General features: G+C 51.6%; 17 protein-coding genes. 15 read left to right on the top strand and 2 right to left on the bottom strand.

Annotation, left to right across the window (positions count from 1 at the left end):
• Nucleotides 1–17: 17 nt before the first annotated feature.
• Genes ACSPJT_RS19170 through ACSPJT_RS19150 form a run of 5 tightly spaced genes read left to right on the top strand, consistent with a single transcriptional unit; the run spans nt 18 to nt 3,162 of the window.
• Nucleotides 18–200 (top strand): hypothetical protein, encoded by a 183-nt coding sequence (locus ACSPJT_RS19170; protein ID WP_435894171.1) that lies wholly within the window; start codon nt 18–20, stop codon nt 198–200.
• Nucleotides 190–774: a cbb3-type cytochrome c oxidase N-terminal domain-containing protein gene (locus ACSPJT_RS19165; RefSeq protein WP_435894170.1), complete on the top strand. Its 585-nt coding sequence runs from the start codon at nt 190–192 to the stop codon at nt 772–774. The genes ACSPJT_RS19170 and ACSPJT_RS19165 overlap by 11 nt, the downstream gene beginning before the upstream one ends.
• Before the next feature lie 27 nt (nt 775–801).
• Entirely contained in the window at nt 802–2,214 is a 1,413-nt protein-coding gene (gene ccoG / locus ACSPJT_RS19160) for a cytochrome c oxidase accessory protein CcoG (protein ID WP_435894169.1), read from the top strand.
• Between the two features lie 7 nt (nt 2,215–2,221).
• Nucleotides 2,222–2,410, top strand: a complete 189-nt coding sequence (locus tag ACSPJT_RS19155) for a hypothetical protein (protein ID WP_435894168.1) — start codon at nt 2,222–2,224, stop codon at nt 2,408–2,410.
• Nucleotides 2,407–3,162: a sulfite exporter TauE/SafE family protein gene (locus tag ACSPJT_RS19150; protein ID WP_435894167.1), complete on the top strand. Its 756-nt coding sequence runs from the start codon at nt 2,407–2,409 to the stop codon at nt 3,160–3,162. Before ACSPJT_RS19155 ends, ACSPJT_RS19150 begins: the two co-directional genes overlap by 4 nt.
• Before the next feature lie 877 nt (nt 3,163–4,039).
• On the opposite strand, the gene ACSPJT_RS19145 is transcribed toward ACSPJT_RS19150, so the two are convergent.
• Nucleotides 4,040–6,430: an HD domain-containing protein gene (locus ACSPJT_RS19145; protein ID WP_435894166.1), complete on the bottom strand. Its 2,391-nt coding sequence runs from the start codon at nt 6,428–6,430 to the stop codon at nt 4,040–4,042.
• Nucleotides 6,431–6,810: 380 nt separating this feature from the next.
• On the opposite strand from ACSPJT_RS19145, the gene ACSPJT_RS19140 reads away from it, so the two are divergent.
• From ACSPJT_RS19140 to ACSPJT_RS19125, 4 genes are all read left to right on the top strand, one after another.
• Nucleotides 6,811–7,326, top strand: a complete 516-nt coding sequence (locus ACSPJT_RS19140; protein ID WP_435894165.1) for a DUF1611 domain-containing protein — start codon at nt 6,811–6,813, stop codon at nt 7,324–7,326.
• Between the two features lie 187 nt (nt 7,327–7,513).
• Nucleotides 7,514–8,023, top strand: coding sequence for an RrF2 family transcriptional regulator (locus ACSPJT_RS19135; protein WP_435894164.1), 510 nt, complete (start codon nt 7,514–7,516; stop codon nt 8,021–8,023).
• Nucleotides 8,024–8,046: 23 nt separating this feature from the next.
• The gene (locus tag ACSPJT_RS19130; RefSeq protein WP_435894163.1) at nt 8,047–10,452 is read left to right on the top strand and encodes a heavy metal translocating P-type ATPase; all 2,406 of its coding nucleotides are present in this window, start codon (nt 8,047–8,049) and stop codon (nt 10,450–10,452) included.
• Nucleotides 10,452–11,375 (top strand): helix-turn-helix domain-containing protein, encoded by a 924-nt coding sequence (locus ACSPJT_RS19125; protein ID WP_435894162.1) that lies wholly within the window; start codon nt 10,452–10,454, stop codon nt 11,373–11,375. The genes ACSPJT_RS19130 and ACSPJT_RS19125 overlap by 1 nt, the downstream gene beginning before the upstream one ends.
• Nucleotides 11,376–11,619: 244 nt before the next feature.
• On the opposite strand, the gene ACSPJT_RS19120 is transcribed toward ACSPJT_RS19125, so the two are convergent.
• Nucleotides 11,620–12,069, bottom strand: a complete 450-nt coding sequence (locus tag ACSPJT_RS19120; RefSeq protein WP_435894161.1) for a c-type cytochrome — start codon at nt 12,067–12,069, stop codon at nt 11,620–11,622.
• A 212-nt stretch (nt 12,070–12,281) separates the two neighbouring features.
• Between ACSPJT_RS19120 and gatB the strand changes: the two genes are divergently transcribed.
• The 6 genes from gatB to ACSPJT_RS19090 all read left to right on the top strand — a co-directional run bounded on the left by gatB (nt 12,282) and on the right by ACSPJT_RS19090 (nt 17,896).
• Entirely contained in the window at nt 12,282–13,742 is a 1,461-nt protein-coding gene (gene gatB, locus ACSPJT_RS19115) for an Asp-tRNA(Asn)/Glu-tRNA(Gln) amidotransferase subunit GatB (RefSeq protein WP_435894160.1), read from the top strand.
• 4 nt (nt 13,743–13,746) lie between these two features.
• A complete protein-coding gene (locus ACSPJT_RS19110; protein WP_435894159.1) occupies nt 13,747–14,289 on the top strand; it encodes a hypothetical protein in 543 nt (180 codons plus the stop codon).
• Between the two features lie 61 nt (nt 14,290–14,350).
• Nucleotides 14,351–15,355: a glycoside hydrolase family 130 protein gene (locus ACSPJT_RS19105; RefSeq protein WP_435894158.1), complete on the top strand. Its 1,005-nt coding sequence runs from the start codon at nt 14,351–14,353 to the stop codon at nt 15,353–15,355.
• Between the two features lie 44 nt (nt 15,356–15,399).
• Nucleotides 15,400–16,377, top strand: coding sequence for an alpha/beta hydrolase family protein (locus ACSPJT_RS19100; protein ID WP_435894157.1), 978 nt, complete (start codon nt 15,400–15,402; stop codon nt 16,375–16,377).
• Between the two features lie 121 nt (nt 16,378–16,498).
• Nucleotides 16,499–17,524, top strand: coding sequence for an L-threonine 3-dehydrogenase (gene tdh / locus ACSPJT_RS19095; protein WP_435894156.1), 1,026 nt, complete (start codon nt 16,499–16,501; stop codon nt 17,522–17,524).
• 12 nt (nt 17,525–17,536) lie between these two features.
• Nucleotides 17,537–17,896, top strand: coding sequence for a (2Fe-2S) ferredoxin domain-containing protein (locus tag ACSPJT_RS19090; protein WP_435894155.1), 360 nt, complete (start codon nt 17,537–17,539; stop codon nt 17,894–17,896).
• Nucleotides 17,897–17,993: the final 97 nt, after the last annotated feature.

Genomic DNA, 17,993 nt, shown 5'->3' with positions numbered 1-17,993 from the left:
AACCACGCCACCACATCATGTTTAAAACCATCATCGTAGACACATGGGAAGGCTGGGCCCCGATCGCCTCCTTCGCCCTGACAGCTTCCATCTTCGGCGGCATCATGATCCGCGCATGGAGAATGAAAAAGGATGAGTCCGAATACTTGTCCGCCCTGCCCCTTGAAGAGAACCCAACCGCCCCAGACAATGAGCACTGATCACATCCCTAAAAAACTCGGTAAAAACGAAGTCGTCCTCCGCGAACATGAGTTCGATGGCATCCAGGAGTTTGATCAGAAGCTCCCTAACTGGTGGCTGTTCAGCTTCTACGGCGCGATCATTTTCTACATCGGCTACTGGTTCATTTACTACAGCACCGATCTCCTCCCCACCGAGGCCGAGAGCATCAATTCCCGCATGGCTGTGATCGAGTCCGCCAAGAAAAAGGAACTTGAGGCGATGATGGATCAGCTGGACGACTCCGTGCTTCTAACATGGAGTCAGGAAGACAGCATCACCAAGGAGGGTGAGGAAATTTACAAGCAGTTCTGCACCGCCTGCCACGGCGCCACTCTGAAGGGCGGCATCGGCCGTTCACTCGTGGATAGTGAATGGGCGCACGGTGGCAAGCCGATGGATATTCTCAACATCGTGCTCAACGGCAGCCCCGCCGACTCCGAGGGATACAACGGCCAGAAAATGGCACCTTGGAAAGACGCCCTCGGCCCGGAGAAATCCGCCAAGGTCACTGCCTTCATCATCGGCAAGAGCCCACACGTCACTCAAGAATAACGCGCTGCACACCGGCAGCATCAGCAAGTGGTTAATAAGAAACCCAACCTCGACTCCGTCACGACCATCAATCGCGACGGATCGCACTACACGCTTCACCCGGCCGATGTCTCCGGGCGATTCACCTTTTGGCGTCGGGTGGTAGGCGCTTTGCTGATCATCACTTACGCCGCGCTGCCGTGGATTAAGATCAATGGCAACCCTGCCGTCTTTCTTGATACCGCCCACCGCAGGTTCCACATGATGGGCATCACCATCGGGGTGCAGGATCTCTGGGTGCTGTTTTTCCTGATCTCCGGTCTGGGTTTCACCCTGTTTTTTGTCACCTCGCTGTTAGGCCGGATCTGGTGTGGCTGGACTTGCCCCTACACCGTTTTTCTCGATCATGTGTTCCGGAGAATCGAACGCCTGATCGATGGCGATGCTCCTGCGAGGAAACGACTCGATGCCGCCCCGTTGACCGGAGGGAAAATCACCAAGCGCATCATCAAGCACAGCCTGTTCCTCCTGTGTTCCTCACTCATCGCTCACATTTTCATCTCCTACTTCGTCTCCATCCCCGCGCTCTATGAGAGCATCCGCACCGGACCCAGCGAGCACATGCTTTCCTTTGGCGTCGTCGCTTTTCTAACATTCACGCTCTACTTCTGCTTCGCCTGGTTCCGCGAGCAGTTCTGCATCGTCGTCTGCCCCTACGGCCGGATCCAGTCCGCCCTCTCTGACGATAATACCATGGTCATTGGCTACGATGTTCTGCGCGGCGAGCCACGGGGCAAAGCCAGCGATCCGTCAGCAGGCGATTGCATCGATTGCCGCCGCTGCGTCAACGTCTGCCCCACCGGCATCGATATCCGCGAGGGCCTGCAGATGGAATGCATCGGTTGCGCCGCCTGCATTGATGCCTGTGACGACATCATGGCCAAGCTCAACCGCAAGGCCGGACTGATCCGCTATGACTCGGATAACGGGCTGAAAAAAAAGAAACGCCAGATCCTGCGCCCGCGCCTCTTCGCCTACTTCGCCCTGATGATGATCGGTGCCAGCGCCTTTGCCATCACCGTTTACCAGAAAGCCAGGCCCTTCAATGCCCAGGTCAACAAAGTGCGCGGCATCCCCTTCCAGAAAGATGCCACCGGCGTGCGCAATATTTACGAGATCCACTTGTTTAACAAACGCTCGAAGCCAGACACCTTTTCGATCACCCTGTTAGACGCTCCTGATTGGGTGAAAACCAGTGGCACCACTGAGAACATTCTCCTCCAGCCGCTTGAGGAAAAAACCTACAACCTGGTAGTCATCGCCCCCGCCAAGGACTACAATGGACCGTTCGATTTCACCATCCAGGTGCAGTCAGAAACCGATCAATCCACCATCAAGCTCAAGGAAAGCTTCCAAGGCCCGAACCCACGCCTCTACAGAAACAGCCTCCGCAATCCCTAACAAAACCATGCTCCACTTACCGAAAAAACGCCCCTGGCTCATCCTCGTATTCATCTACGTCGTGATCATCACCGTGTGGACCACCTTCATCGTGTTAGGTCACAAGCAAGGCAGCCACATGTCCCCAGAGGAGGCTGAGCAGCACATCCGCAGTAATCCCCCCACCCACGCGCGGACATCGTCCAACGCACCATGATCGAGAACATCAATACCCCGGCCATCGCATTCGCCGCCGGACTGATCACCAGCATCCACTGCGCAGGGATGTGTGGTCCGATCGCTTGTTCCCTAACAGCCTTGAAGAAAGACGAGAGCAGCCGCACCGGTGCCGCCATCGCCTACCACGGCGGCCGACTCCTCTCCTACTCCACCCTCGGCGCGATCTTCGGAGTGGTCGGCGATAAGATCCTGATCGATTTCTTCAACTCCCCGGCCGTGATCCTGCCATGGTTTCTCGTCGTCATCTTCATCGCCATCGCCTTTGGTCTGGAGAAAAAAATCCCCCGCCCCGCCTTTTTCAATCGCTGGACGGCAAGGCTGCGTTTCAAAGCCATGCGCATTTCCGCCACTCGCGGAGCCTTGGTCATGGGCCTCGCCACGCCGCTGCTTCCCTGCACCCCGCTCTACCTCTTCTTCGCCGCCTGCTTCGCCACCGGCTCAGGCATCAAAGGCGCCGAGTTCGCCCTCGCATTCGGCCTCGGCACCGTGCCCCTGCTCTGGGCCACCCAGTTAGGTTTTCATAAGCTACAAAGAAAACTAGGCACCCGCTGGATGACCCGCTGCCGCAAAGGCCTCGCCCTAGCCGCCGCCCTGATGATGGCCTGGCGCCTCCACGACACCATCCCCCTCATCCCCAGCGCCACCGCCGCACCTAACAACGGGCCAAGCACAGAGCAGCAGGAAACCCCAGCTGAGGCGAAGAGTGAGCTACCTAGTTGTTGTCACTGAATTCATGGTGCTTTGAAAAGACAGCCACGGTACAGTCACCCAAACCTCAGAGCATTTTGAAAGCAACTGCGAAGCATAGTATCACCCATGATAGTATCAAATGATACTACCATGATAAAATTTTCCATGCCTCTCTAAAAACCGGAGACGGGAATCAAACCCGCGATTAGCCCCTCTTATAGGTGAGGGGAATCCTTCTTTTTCAATGGTTCGCAAGGACGGTTCTAGAGAGGGTATCGGTTTCGGCCATGTTATCAAATTAACACCTGCCAAGCGTTCCTCTATATTTCTACCCCAAGGTCTTCTTGATTATCGAGCTGCCGCTCGAACAACCATCCAAGGACAGATTTGGGAATTGCGTGATAGCATGTTAGGTTCGAATGTTGAATGCCCCATCACAGTAAAGGTCATCACTAGGGATAATTGCTCTGTGGATCACTTCAGCCCAATGACATTTGATCAACTGTTATTCGACTCTACCATGTCACAGGTCGTCAACCCACTCAATGTGGAGGTCGATACTCTCGAAGAGTAAGATTGCAATATCCGCCGATAGTAGAATTCTATCTGCCTGGCAAAACTATCATCAAGGCAATTAAGTTTTTCGGCTATTATCGAAGGCTGGCAATCTATGGGATAAATCACCTCGTCTAGATTGGCGCAAATTACTGTGGAAAGATAAATGTCCAGATACTCCACATCGATTTCATTTCACCATCATTTCACCACCAGTCCTTTTTTTGGGTGCTATATTTTGTTTATATATAAACCCATCCCCCCTGCCCTTTCAACGAGACTGAACGCCATATTCATATACATGTAAATTACTTGCCGATCTCTTTTAAGCTTTCGATAAAAACAGGACTACACCTAGCTTCTATAAGTATGTCATAAAGCCCCCCCAATACACATCACTCATTTGTTTACGTAGCTCTGACAATACCTCATTTGAAAATGTAAGCTCAAAATCATTCCATCTGCTACTCGCAATAATCGCAGTCCTAGAAGCATTCAGGTCTAAATCAAATTCGCCACCCACGTCTAAGACTACTAACATCGGAAAAGGCCAATTCAAAGAAACCTGATTTTTTTGCTTACGCCAGTAATCTGGAAATAGACTCATTGGGACTTCTATACCATGCAATGACAGCCTCGAAACTGAGCTACAAACCACGGAGGAGCCCTCAGAAGATTCTACACAACCATCTTCATCGATAGAAATAGAAGTCGAATGTGTGGAAATTTGTTCGCCTGACATGCTCATCGATTTTTCTAGTTCGTAATCGACACGGTCAATTTCAACTGTCTGTGTTTGGATATGTATATCCCTAACAGGCATATTATGTTTTTGTAGAATAGCCACAATGGCTGATCCCACAAAACCATTTTTAGAATTAGGAAAATCCAATTCAAAAAAATCAACATTGGGTTGATCATCCCAGCCCCATTTTTTAAGCGATTTAGCTGTAATTTTTTTGAAGCTGCTTTGATCGAGAGTTCTTGATTTTTTATCGCTTTTCACAGCAATCTTAACTCTAGGGTTCGGAATGGTATTTGCAACAGCATCAATGAACTCTTTACTGGACATGTCTGCCCAAGGGTTCTGTTTTTTTCTCAAAGTAAGGCGTGTTGATGTTCCTGGTTTATCTCTCATCCCCTCCTTTATCCAAAAGATGCTCTCCTGTCCCTCAATGACTAGATTTAAGGGTAAACTGGACTCATGAGGGCCATATACTCTGCGAGTATCAACTTCAACACTGTCCGAGACCATGAAGCATGAAAGCACACCTATCCCAAATCTTGAAGTAGGCTTAAATGTTGCACCATATTTGGACTTCAGCTCAAAAAAGTCGCGAGATTTGTAAAATGATTTACCCAAATTAGAATAATATTGATCAACTATGTCTTGATCCATCCCTGTCCCATTATCTTCGACTTCCAATACCACGTCGTTACCTTCTTTCCTATACTCAACTCGTATCTCTGGCACATATGGATTACCCCAACTCTCTTCTAGAGCCTGCCGTAGCAAACAAGCATCTATTGAATTTTGAATCAGCTCCCTAAGAGCTACTTCTGGGTTCCCATACAATTTAGTTCCCATCAGTAACCCTACTACTTGCGATTTACTTAGACTGAATCTTGTTTCTTTGTAGCTATAAAGAGGGTTTCCTTGAATATTTTTTGCTGTCGTGATGTTTGATCGATCAACTCGAAAAGGTAACTGTATATTAAATCTACGCCCACTCGAAAAGTCGTAATCATTAATTTTTGAAACTACATTGTTACAGGCCCCTAGCTCAACATCAATCAAATCACAGAACGAGTGTATAGCTGATTCAATCGCCGGATGCTTACACCTTGCTAAAAAGCTGATTTTTGACTGACTAATGGACCATGACTTAATGGCTCTGTGTTTTTGCCATTCCATTACCGACACGGGATTACGAACATAAAGATGGGCAAAAAGTACTTCCGGTGTCCTTTTAGCATCAAAATCCAGTATGTCAGCCAATCTGAGCAATAAGGCAACTAGAGGCAAACATGAAAAAGTTTCTGAGTCGCAAGGGAAATCCATTTCAAGATCAAGTATCGACAATGGATCTTCATTATGGCTGAAACATATTGAGGCTAGTTCAGATGTTAGATCCAAATCCTGAAAAACAATTTTCCCCGACCAATCTCGTTCAACTATCTGCCGAGCTCTGTCTGCATGGGTCGACCTTATGTATTCACTGATTACATGTGCCTTAATTGAATCAACAGCAGTTTGATCTCCTTCTTCGAATGATGTTGTCAGACGTTCGACTAAATCTGGTGATGAGTTAAAGAAGCGCTCAAAAGCTGCGCACTCCTTCTCCTCAAGATCATCTTCAAATATTGGCTGTTTATCCCATATTTTTTTCCAGCTGATCACCAACTTCTCATCAGGTGCCATGCCAATATCGTGGAAAAACGCCCCCAAAATAAGCAACATCAACTCCGGAATCGTGAGTTTCTGAACATCTTCATCTGAAATCAGCCTACTCATGAGCTTCAGTACACGAAAAAGGTGCTCTCCATCATGCAGTGTGTATTCTCCCATGTGGCGCAGAATTGATTTTGTTCTTTGATAAGCATAATAGGTCGCATCATCGACAAGAGCCATGACGTGGCTCCCCCCAGGTGCATTAGCGCACTTTTCTTTGAGCCTCAGATATATTGAGCTTTCAGATAGCCTAAGCTGCGTTTCCTCATGCCAATCATCATTTTTATCGTTTTCTCGCATAATATTAATTGAGGCTATCCAAACACAAACACTTGTCAGCTTGAAAGATTTGCAATTTGTCACCCTAGTTCCAGCACAGCTCCCTTTTCCACAACAGCATGTCAGTACACCAAAACCCAGCCCCCCCTACTCCCATCGATGAGGATTATTCCTAATAAGTGTATTCAACAAACCAGTAATTTACCCACTGCACATATTGCGGTGTTACATGACCTAGATTTGCCCCTCAAAACAACCAAGATAAAGCTATCCCTCCCAAAAAACTGTGTTATGTGCCCGATCTGATGTGGTTCATGCGATTTTTGCTTCCCGTTGATTTCCTGCCTTTTTGGGCGGAATGAATCTCGTCGATCCATTGAACAATCACACGAGAAGTGCCCATGCATGCCAAGAAACGCCAACCGAATCCGTCATCGATCTTTTTTAACAAAGTCTCTGTGTCCACCGCCATTACTCAAACCGAGGAGCAGCTGGTGGAGCCGGAAGTCATCGTTCCTGAGCGGGCGATCGTGTATTGTGAAGGGCATTTTGGTGAAGTTGGCGGTCAGCCCACTCACGATCTACTCCGGCACTCTGATCAATACGAAATCATCTCCGTCATTGATGACGAGAATGCGGGTAAAGATTCCGGCAAGGTCTTGAATGGCGAGCCGAACAAGATCCCCGTGTTCCGCAACCTCGGAACCGCCTTGGCACAGGCCGGTCGCGTTCCGGCACATTTTATTTACGGCATCGATCCTGAGAGCGGGGTGCTAGCTGACATTGAAAGGCGTCAGCTGCTGCGTGCCATCGGCTATGGCATGAACATCGCCTGTGGCTTGCATGAGTCTCTGAATGCCGATCCGGAATTTGCAGAAGCTGCGGCTAAGGCCGGGGTGGTGATTCAGGATATTTAGGATCCCCGGTCATGCTCCCCGGTCTGGTATGAATCAGGCCTTCAGCCTGGAGCCATGAAACGTTCCGTTCCCCTCTTCAATTTGAAGTATCAACCCAAGAAAAAATTCGCGTGACTCGTGAGATTCGCGGTAAAGGGGCGTTTTCTGACTGATGGCAAGATTACGATGTCTCAGATGATGCAGAGAGATGAAGATGGCGGCCTCGTTTTCACATCGCTGTTTGTCAAAACTAAATAAACATGTTACATACCCGTTTAAGGAGATGAGGATCACTTACTACACGGACTATGCATTCAGGCTGTTGATTTACATGCTCATCCACCGTGATGAAACGGTCAGCACCCGGGCGGTAGCGGAGTCTTACGGCATCTCGGTGAACCATCTGAACAAGGTCTGCCAGAGGCTGGTGCAGATGGAACTGCTCACCGCGCGGCGAGGCCGTGGTGGCGGCATCACTCTGACGGAGGCTGCGGTCGATTGGAAACTTGGCGATCTGGTCAAGGAACTGGAGCCTGATGGCGAGATCGCCCAGTGCAATGGCGGCCAGCATGACGCGCCCTGCACGATCAGTCCGGCGTGCCATTTGCGGAGTCTGTTAGGTCAGGCTCAGAATGCTTTTTTTGACTCCTTGAACCAACACAAGGTCGGAAACTTGCTGGACAAAAACTCGGATTCCATTCGTAAACTTCTGAGTTGAGAAATCTCTAACATCATCAGGCCGTGACCGAATGTATTCATTGCAGCACTCCGCTGGAAAAAAGCCAGGTGGAGTCTGGATTCTGCTGCACCGGCTGTGAGTTTGTGCACGGGCTGATCCATGAGGAGGGCTTGCAGAATTTCTATGATCTCAAACAGGAGGAACGACTCTCTCCACTGAACGACCAGCCGTTTCAGGAATATGATTTTTCCTGGCTGGGTGAGGAGGTGGAGCTCTTGGATAAGGACGTGGGTGATGGTGGCCGGTGCGAGATGGATCTCTCGCTGCAAGGCGTGTCATGTGTCGGTTGCATCTGGCTGGTGGAGCGACTGTTCACCCGGCATTCCGGTAGCCTGAGCTGTGACATCTCCCCTGCTACCGGTGCGATGCGGCTGGCTTGGAAAGCTGGGCAGTTTCAGATGTTAGACTTTGCCCATGAGCTGCAGAAGTTTGGCTATATCATCGGCAGACCGCGTGATGCTTCACATAAAAACGAAGAGCTGAAAAAGCTGGGGCACAAACTGGGGATCTGCGGTGCCTTTGCGCTCAACGCCATGGGATTCTCCCTGCCGCGCTACCTTGGCATGCCGGCTGACTTCATGTTTGCCGGGATTTTTGAACTGATCACGATGCTTTCCGCGACCTTGGCGATGCTGGTGGGTGGATCATGGTTCATTCAGCGGGCGGTGCAGAGTCTGCGGGCTGGAATTTTACACATGGACACACCCATCGCGCTGGGTGTCAGCCTGGCTTATCTGGGATCGATTGCCGGGTGGCTTTGGAAGCATGAAGGACTGCTGTATTTCGACTTCGTGGCGATCTTTATCTTTCTGATGTTAGGTGGCCGATGGTTACAAACGGCGGCGGTGGAGCGGAATCGGAATCGATTGTTAGAACAGACTCCGGTGCCACGATCGCTGGTCCGGGTGCCGGAGGGAGATGCCATCGCGCTGGTGGATTTAAAATCCGGTGATCGCTATGCCTTGCCAGCCGGACAGACAACACCTGTTTCCTCGATGATGGCCGAGGGTGAGGCAGACTTCAGCCTTGAATGGATCAATGGCGAACCTGACCCATGCCATCATCAGACCGGCACCCACGTGCCGGCCGGAGCCATCAAGCTTAGCCAAGCGTCCATTACCCTAACAGCGGAAGAAAACTGGAGCAATTCAATGCTCGCCCAGCTTCTGCGCGAGGGGGAATCCAGCACTCGCTCGCCGGTGCTGGAGAAAATTCTGAAGATCTATCTTACCGTGGTCTTGATACTCGGCTTCGGCGGTGGATTGGCCTGGCTCTTGTCCGGTGCGGATTTCCCCACGGCGATGCAGGTGACGATTTCCGTGTTTGTGATCTCCTGCCCCTGCGCTCTCGGTGTGGCGCTGCCGCTGGCCGATGACATGGCGTCCTCGGCGATGCGTTCGCTAGGTGTGTTTATCCGCAAACCTGCGTTCTGGAGCAGGATTCGTCAGATCAAATCCATCTTCTTTGACAAGACAGGCACGCTCACTCTGGACCTGCCGGAGCTGACTGAGACGGCTTCGTTAGAGAACCTAAATGAAGAGTCGGCGCGGGTGCTGGCGACGCTGTGTGCAAAGTCGCGGCATCCCCTTTCTCGATCGTTGCTTAAACACCTTGGGCTCAAGGGGCAGAGGCTGATCGATCCGAACTTGGAAATTCACGAGGTCCCAGGTCTTGGATCGTGGTTAAGCGGTGGCTCGGGCGTTCGGTGGTCGCTGGGGAAATGTGGCTGGGGTGGCATGGATGAGACTCAGGTGACTGCGACTAGCGCTGGCTGCGAGCTTCGACGTAACGGAGAACCCGTTGCCACTTTCACCTTCCAAGAGTGTCTCAGACCCGATACCGCCGAGACCATTGCCAGCCTCGCAGGGAAAAATGTCTTCATCCTCAGTGGCGATCAAAATGAACGCGTGCAGGCGATTTCCAATAGTCTGGGAGTCGCTACGGAACACGTGCACGCCGGACTCAGCCCTGGCGACAAAGCTCGACTGGTCGGTGAGATCGATCCTGACCACGCTCTCTTTCTCGGCGATGGTGCAAACGATTCACTCGCCTTTGATGCGGCTAACATGTCCGGCGCGGTGGCGGGCAGAGGATTGTTAGAATCGAAGTCAGATTTCTATTTCCTCTCCTCCGGTTTGCGATTTCTGCCTCAGATGTTCACGCTGGCCGACCGCCACGCACTGGCTGTTCGCTCGGTATTTATTTTCAGCCTCATTTATAACTTCGCCGCCGTGGCCGTGTGTCTTTGGGGACTGATGAACCCGCTGTTAGCCGCCATTTTAATGCCACTGAGTTCACTGGTTTCGCTGACTCTGGCAGCTAGCATACTTTCCAAAAACAAGTGTTTAACGAAAGCCGGAGCGACAAGTATTGCAATCACTCCTTCACCAACATACGATATCACGTAATGACACAAAGCCGCGCCCATCATCTATCAGATGTCATCTATCAGCGCATTCTGGACAGCCCAGCTTACGATGAATACCAACGCGCCTTTGTGTCTGCAACCGGCCTACCGCTGAGAATGGTCGAGGCGGATCCCAACGTCTGGTGCATCACGGATGAACCAGAAAACCGCAGCAAGTTCTGTGAGCTACTCAACCTGTGCGATTCCGCGTGCCATGCCTGTGTGAAGGTGAATCAAGATCTAATGAGACGCGCGGCGGTGGAAGGGCCTCTATCCTGCCATTGTTTCTCCGGACTGAGCACGACGGCGATTCCTGTTTACGCCGGGACATTGGTCGTGGGGTATTTGAAAACGGGCCAAGTTTTTCAGCAGACACCTACGGAGAAGGATTTTCAAAAGGCACTGGATGCTGTCAATCGGGAGCTGTTCACCGAGTCGCAGCTCGAACAGCTCCGCAAAGCGTATTTTGAAACCAAGCAAGTAGAGCCTCAGCGTTATCAGAGCATGGTCACCCTGCTGGAGCACTTTGGCAGACAGCTTTCTGAAAAGGCCGAGAAGCTGGTGATCGCATCGGCGGATCACGAACCGGCGGGCATCAGTCAGGCAAGAGAGTTCATTCACAGCCAACTGGACGAAACCATCACGCTGGCGCAGGCCTCACGGGCGGCGGGTATGAGCGAATCCCATTTCTGCCGTCAGTTCAAATCAGCCACCGCGATGACGCTAACAGAATACGTCAACTACTCACGGATTCTATGGGCGAAACGTGAACTGTTGAAACCTGGAGCGCGGATCTCAGAGATTGCGTTCATGGTCGGTTTCCAATCGCTGTCTCAGTTCAACCGCAGCTTTGCCAAGTTCCACGGCGGCTCACCTAGTCAGTTCCGCGAGGAGTCTGAGGGGTTGAGTAAAAAAGCGGGGTGATCAATTTCTGAACCGCGAATGGACGCGAATTTACGCGAATTTTTCTAGGGTTGTTATTTCAGGTGCAAAGATGCCCAGTTTGTAAAACTTGGAAATCAAAACGCTTCGCAACTCACATGCATTCGCGTTTATTCGCGTTTATTCGCGTCCATTCGCGTCCATTCGCGGTTAAAAAAAAGGCTTCCACGAGCGCGGTGATAACGCTCGGAAAGCCTAGTGAATTATATGCGTGGGAAATAGCTGCCTATTTCTTTTTCTCCAGCTCAGCGAGCTTGGCGCGGGTGACTGGGTCTTTCTCGTCTTTCCACTGCTCGCGGAACTTGGCCACGTCTTCGGCGGTGACGGCGGAGGCGGTGTTACCGAATGATTGGCGCACGTAGGTCAGAACGTCGGCGAATTTTTGGTTGTCGGCATAGAGAGCTTCGAGAGGAGCCATGACACCCATGTATTCGGCACCTTCTTTTTTGATGCCTTTCATGATTACAAGAGCCAGCACGGCTGGATCACCGTTGACGACTTTGGATCCGGCGAGTGAGGGTGCCATTTTTTTATCACCAATGGGCAGGCCTTTGCCATCAGCGTTGTGGCAGGCGGAACAAGTGACGTAGGCAGCTTTACCAGCGGCATTTTCTTCGGCAGCAGCGGATGCGACCCCAAGGGCGGCGATCATGGATGTGAGAATGATGTTTTTCATGATGTGTAGTAAGTAGAGTGTAGAATAATGGTGGATTGAACGGAATGAAGCGCTGAATGCCTCAGATTTCTAACTGAAACAACCCTGCCACAATACGGCGAGAATGCCAGCAGATTTCGGGAAATTTCGCCCTCGTGTCATACTGCGCTCGCATGGATAAATTCCAGCGTTGATGATTAGTCGGAATTCCGCTTAGTTCCTAGCCACATCCCATGCCCGTCTCAGATTACATCGTCACCATCGGCCTCGAAGTCCACTGTCAGATCAAATCGAACAGTAAAATGTTCTGCGCCTGCGCCACCAGCTTTGGCGAGGAACCAAACAGCAACGTCTGCCCGGTCTGTCTCGGCCTGCCTGGTGCCCTGCCCGTGCTGAACAAACACGCTATCGAGCAAACGATCCTCGCCGGTATGATGATCAACTGCACCACGCCTGAGATTTCCAAGTGGGACCGGAAGAATTATTTCTACCCGGACATGCCGAAGAACTTTCAGCTCACCCAGTTCGACCTGCCACTGTGCATCGGCGGGGGCGTGCCGCTCTACGATATCGCCTACCCCAAGGAGGTGCAGAAAAACATCCCCAACCCAGGGAAGGTGGTCAAGCTGACGCGTATTCACCTCGAAGAAGACGTGGCCAAATCCACCCACCACGCGAAGAACTCCACCATCGATTTCAACCGCGCCGGCACTCCGCTGATGGAGATCGTGACTGATCCGGACATCGACACACCGGAGGAAGCCTACGCCTATCTCAAATCACTCCAGCAAATCCTCATCTACGGCGGAATTTCAGATGCCGACATGGAAAAAGGCCAGATGCGCTGTGACGTCAACGTTTCCCTTCGTCCACACGGTCAGGAAGAACTTGGTGAAAAAGTGGAGCTGAAAAACCTCAATTCGATATCGGCTGTTAGAGCATCGCTGCACCACGAAATCATCCGTCAGGCGGAAGAACTAGACGCCGGCATCGCACAGATCCAATCGACCCGTCGCTGGGACGCCGATCTTGGCGAGACCCAGATGATGCGTACCAAGGAAGACGCCCATGACTACCGTTACTTTCCTGAGCCAGACCTGCTCCCGATCCGCACCGCTGATCTCGTCGAGAAGATGCGGCCGTTCGTGCCCGAGCTCCCGCACGAGAAACGCGACCGCTTCGAATACGACTACGGAATCAATGCCTACGACGCCGGTGTGCTCACCAGCGATCAAAACCTCGCCAACTACTTCGAAGAAGCCGCCAGCGACAAAAAACTCGGCAAGAAGGTGGCGAACTGGATCACCAACAGCGTGCTCGCCAAACTCAACGAGGATAACTCCAGCATCACCGACTGCCCCCTACCCCCTGGCCACATTCTCGAACTCGTGCAACTGGTCGAAGCCGGAACCATTTCCAATAATCAGGCACGTGAAGTTTTTGCCGCCCTGTGGGAAAAACCTGACTCCAAACCTGTGGAAACAGCCAAAGCCATGGGCTTCGAACCTGCTGACACCGGAGCCATCGAAGGAATCATCGATGAAGTCATCGCCGCCAACCCAGACAAAGTCGCCGAGATTCAAGGAGGCAACGAGAAGCTGCTCAATTTCCTAACGGGTCAGGTCATGAAAGCGTCCAAAGGCAAAGCCAATCCAAAGATGGTGACCGATTCTATCAAAGGCAAAATTCTCTAACACCATGATCCGGTTATTTCTCATTCTCATACTCGCCACGGCATCGATCTGTAGCGCCGGTGTTTACGACACCCTCCAGTTCGGTGACAGCCGGGAGACTGTGACTAAAAAGCTCCAGGCGAGTAAGATGGTGAAGGCTACGATGGACTCCACCTTTTTTGGTCGGACCGGACTCAATGGAGTTTTCAAATGCAACGCCAAGCTCGCGGGACTGACCTATCATCTCTACTTCGGCTGGGATGATAATGGTGGGCTGAATGAAATCACACTCCGCTCCGGTGAAGTTCCCATGGCAGAGTACAATACCTCTATTAAAAATGCCTGGGCTGAGGCGAATGCACTTTTCACACAAGTGTATAACACCCCGGCTCAAAATGCGGGTTACCCGAATAAATCCGATTTCAAGCAACACGACATCCTCATTTCCCACATCTGGCATAAAGGCGAAAACCAATCGATCCTGATGGGGCCGGGAATCAACAAGGGGAAGTGTTATCTTGCGATCCGATTTGTGAATCAGCGGATCGAGCCTGTGCGTGTGCCGTAGCCATCCCTTCGCTACGCAAAAAAGGATCGTGCTCCCCTGCTGGCTTGTGCTTTGATTCGGTGTGCTCAAGCGACATTCCAACAGCCCGATTCTCAGACCCTCCGATATCCCCGGCGCTCACCCTCTGTTAGTAGATGCCAGCTCGGTTTTTAATCCGGGTGCCATTCACTTTGCAGGAAAGCACCGCATGGTGTTACGCACCCAGTCTCGCTCCAGAGAGAGCTTCATGCTCCCAGCAGAGAGTGAAGATGGAGTGAAATTCTCAGTGAATGGTAAGCCGATCGTTTTCGCCAATATGCCGGAGACACCCGTCGTTTCCCATGCTTACGATCCACGCCTCACGATCATTGACGGTCGCTGCTACATCATGTTTGCCGCAGACCTCGCAGACTGCTGCACGCTCGGACTCGCGGTCACCGATGATTTTGAAAAATTCGAATTCCTAGGTTTCACCACCGGCACTTATGCTGACACTCGGAATGGTGTGCTTTTCCCTGAGAAGATTAACGGGCGCTACCTTCGGCTCGAACGCCCTAACATTCCACAGGATGAAGGAAACCCAACCTCTGGCGATATCATCACGCTCTCTGAATCAGACGATTTACTCGACTGGACACATTCGGCCAATGTCATTTCTGGCCGCTGGAGATACTGGGACGAACGCATCGGCGCCGGACCTCCTCCGATCAAAACCAAGCACGGCTGGCTGGTGATCTATCATGGTGTGGCCACTCACTTCGCCTCTTCTAACATTTATCAAGCTGGTGCCGTGCTCCTCGACCCAGATGACCCCAGCAAAGTCTTGGCACGCACTCGGCTCAATATTCTTGAACCACGGGAACTCTACGAACTCACCGGGCAGGTGCCTAATGTGGTATTCCCGTCAGGCTGCATTCCATCCGAAATCGGAGCCGACGGCACGGTGCCGGATCATGCGACACTGAACATCTACTACGGAGCTGCAGACACCTGTATTGGACTTGCAACGGCAACGGTACACGAGATCATCGACGCCTGCCGGACACCTTCTGGTGATCCTGGTCAGCCTCTAACCGAAGTCTGCTAAGCGATCACGAGAAACTTTTCTGAAGAAGAGCGGTTTGATCCGTTATGAAAGCGCTCATTGTCCTTTTCTTCCTCTCGTCCTTTATTGCTGCCAAGGAATCAGTTTATACTCCCAGCTCGGCAGACACCAAAGTAGTCACCAAGCTCACCTCATTTTCTTATGACGGCCGGGAGGTTCCGTTGAAAATTTATTTACCTGCTAGCAAGAAACCCGTGCCTCTTATTTTACTGAGTCACGGCTTGGGCGGATCGCGTAAGGTGGGTGCTTACCTTGGCGAACAATGGGCCAGAGCTGGCTATGTTGTAGTCGCCATGCAACACGTCGGTAGTGATGAATCCGTATGGAAAGATGTGCCACCGTTACAGCGCAAGCGCGCTCTGACCAAAGCTGCCAGCGTCCAAACTTTCCTCGCCCGCATGAAGGATGTGCCCGCAACTCTCGATCAATTGGAAAAATGGAATGTTGAAAAAAATCACCTACTCGAGAAGAGGATGGATATGGATCATATCGGCATCGGAGGACACTCGTATGGAGCTGTTACTACACAGGCTCTTGCCGGGCAACAGTTCGGTCCGATGGGGCCAGCCTATTTGGACAAACGTATCGATGCCGGATTTGCCATGAGCCCTAGCATTCCCCGTAAAGGTGGCGACGCCAAAAAAGCCTTCGGAAAGATCGCCATTCCGATGTTATTAATGACAGGAACGAAGGATGGAAATTTCATTACCAAAGCTCCTCCCGAGTCGCGCAGAGGAGTATTCGCGGCATTGCCGGCATCGGATAAAAAGGCCAAGACCCTGCACTACCAATTGGTGTTCAAAGACGCCGAACACGGAGCATTTTCTGATCATAAATTGCCTGGTGAAGACACTCGCAACCCAAACCACCACCGCGCCATCAAGGCCATCAGCACCGCCTTTTGGGACAGTGCGCTTAAGAACAACGCCAAAGCCAGCGACTGGCTGAACGGCAAAAGCCCTACCACCTATTTGGCAAAGGGCGATCTCTGGCAAAAGAAATAGGTGGCACCTGCCAGACGCCAGATCAACAACCATGACATCGCCTTAGCCACTACCAAATTTAATCCCCTCGCTCGAAAGAAATCGCGTGCATTTTACTGCGTTCATCGCTTGAAAGGATGGCGTGAAAGCACTTGTTAAATCCAAAGCTGAAGAGGGCCTGTGGCTGGAGGACGTTCCCGAGCCAGTAGTCGGCCCGATGGATGTTCTCATCAAAATCAACAAGACCTCCATCTGTGGCACCGATGTGCATATTTGGAAATGGGACAAGTGGGCACAAAAAACGATCCCTGTCGGCATGACAGTAGGTCACGAATACAGCGGAACAATTGCTGCTATTGGTGATGGTGTTCATGACTTCGAAGTAGGCGAGCGTGTTTCCGGCGAAGGTCACATTGTCTGTGGGCACTGCCGAAACTGCCTGGCCGGTCGCCGCCACCTCTGCCCTAACACTCAGGGCGTGGGAGTCAACCGCACCGGTGCCTTTGCTGAGTATCTTTCTATTCCGGCACGCAACGCCTACAAAGTGGATGCCTCCATCCCAGAAGACATCATCTCCACCTTTGATCCTCTCGGCAATGCCGTGCACACCGCCCTCTCATGGGACATGGTGGCTGAGGACGTGCTGATCACCGGTGCCGGACCGATCGGGTGCATGGCCGCAGCCGTGGCCAAATTTGCAGGAGCACGCCATGTAGTAGTGACCGATGTGAATCCTTACCGTCTCGATCTCGCCACCCAACTCGGCGCAACTCGCGTGGTGGATGTTTCCAAGGAATCTCTCGACGATGTCAAAAAGGAACTCGGCATGAACGAAGGCTTTGATGTCTGTTTGGAAATGTCCGGTCACCCCAGTGGACTCAACGACATCCTAACGCACTCATCGAACGGGGCTAAAGTTTCCCTGTTAGGCATCTTCCCGGACAACGTCGCCATCGACTGGGACAAGGTCATTTTCAAAGGCCTGATTCTCAAGGGCATCTACGGTCGTGAGATGTTTGAGACCTGGTATAAGATGACATCAATGATCCGCGCCGGACTTGATATCTCACCGGTGATTACACATAAGTATCACTACACCGATTTTGCCAAAGGCTTCGAGACTATGCTCTCCGGTCAATCTGGCAAGGTTGTGTTAGATTGGGACTAACCACGATATTTTATGTTGAACAACGCGACCGCAACTGCCGCCAAAAGTCTGGGAGTTCCAGACCAAATTGAACGCCACATTTTCCTCTGTGCTGATCAGACCAAAGACAAATGCTGCCGCAAAGGTGACAGCATCATCGCGTGGAACTACCTCAAAAACCGTCTCAACGAGCTGAATATCCAGCCTGCCGGAAAAGTCTTCCGCAGCAAGGCGAACTGCCTGCGCGTCTGCACTCAGGGCCCTATCGCTGTCGTCTACCCGGAAGGTATCTGGTATCACTCCTGTACGCCCTACGTGTTAGAACGCATCATCGATGAACACCTCATCGGCGGATTACCAGTTGAAGAGTTCCGGATATTACCGATGGAGTAGTGGTAAAAGTTGTCATCATCCTCCATAGGCGGCAGATCAGCAAGGAACAAGAGGGCTGCGGTGGATAGCTCTGGCACGATGGGCCACGGAATTTTGA

This window comes from Oceaniferula spumae (assembly GCF_042849255.1).
In the GTDB taxonomy this organism is placed as follows: domain Bacteria; phylum Verrucomicrobiota; class Verrucomicrobiia; order Verrucomicrobiales; family Akkermansiaceae; genus Oceaniferula; species Oceaniferula spumae.
This window is presented reverse-complemented; position numbering and strand designations above follow the sequence as displayed.

Bases quoted from the DNA above. Each gene is read 5' to 3' on its own strand.
- ACSPJT_RS19155 (WP_435894168.1), top strand. From the start codon at position 2,222: ATGCTCCACTTACCGAAAAAACGCCCCTGGCTCATCCTCGTATTCATC.
- ACSPJT_RS19125 (WP_435894162.1), top strand. From the start codon at position 10,452: ATGACACAAAGCCGCGCCCATCATCTATCAGATGTCATCTATCAGCGC.
- ACSPJT_RS19090 (WP_435894155.1), top strand. From the start codon at position 17,537: ATGTTGAACAACGCGACCGCAACTGCCGCCAAAAGTCTGGGAGTTCCA.
- ACSPJT_RS19110 (WP_435894159.1), top strand. From the start codon at position 13,747: ATGATCCGGTTATTTCTCATTCTCATACTCGCCACGGCATCGATCTGT.
- ACSPJT_RS19165 (WP_435894170.1), top strand. From the start codon at position 190: ATGAGCACTGATCACATCCCTAAAAAACTCGGTAAAAACGAAGTCGTC.
- ACSPJT_RS19145 (WP_435894166.1), bottom strand. From the start codon at position 6,430: ATGCGAGAAAACGATAAAAATGATGATTGGCATGAGGAAACGCAGCTT.
- ACSPJT_RS19135 (WP_435894164.1), top strand. From the start codon at position 7,514: ATGAAGATGGCGGCCTCGTTTTCACATCGCTGTTTGTCAAAACTAAAT.
- ACSPJT_RS19170 (WP_435894171.1), top strand. From the start codon at position 18: ATGTTTAAAACCATCATCGTAGACACATGGGAAGGCTGGGCCCCGATC.
- ACSPJT_RS19100 (WP_435894157.1), top strand. From the start codon at position 15,400: ATGAAAGCGCTCATTGTCCTTTTCTTCCTCTCGTCCTTTATTGCTGCC.
- gatB (WP_435894160.1), top strand. From the start codon at position 12,282: ATGCCCGTCTCAGATTACATCGTCACCATCGGCCTCGAAGTCCACTGT.
- ACSPJT_RS19120 (WP_435894161.1), bottom strand. From the start codon at position 12,069: ATGAAAAACATCATTCTCACATCCATGATCGCCGCCCTTGGGGTCGCA.
- ACSPJT_RS19150 (WP_435894167.1), top strand. From the start codon at position 2,407: ATGATCGAGAACATCAATACCCCGGCCATCGCATTCGCCGCCGGACTG.
- ACSPJT_RS19140 (WP_435894165.1), top strand. From the start codon at position 6,811: ATGCATGCCAAGAAACGCCAACCGAATCCGTCATCGATCTTTTTTAAC.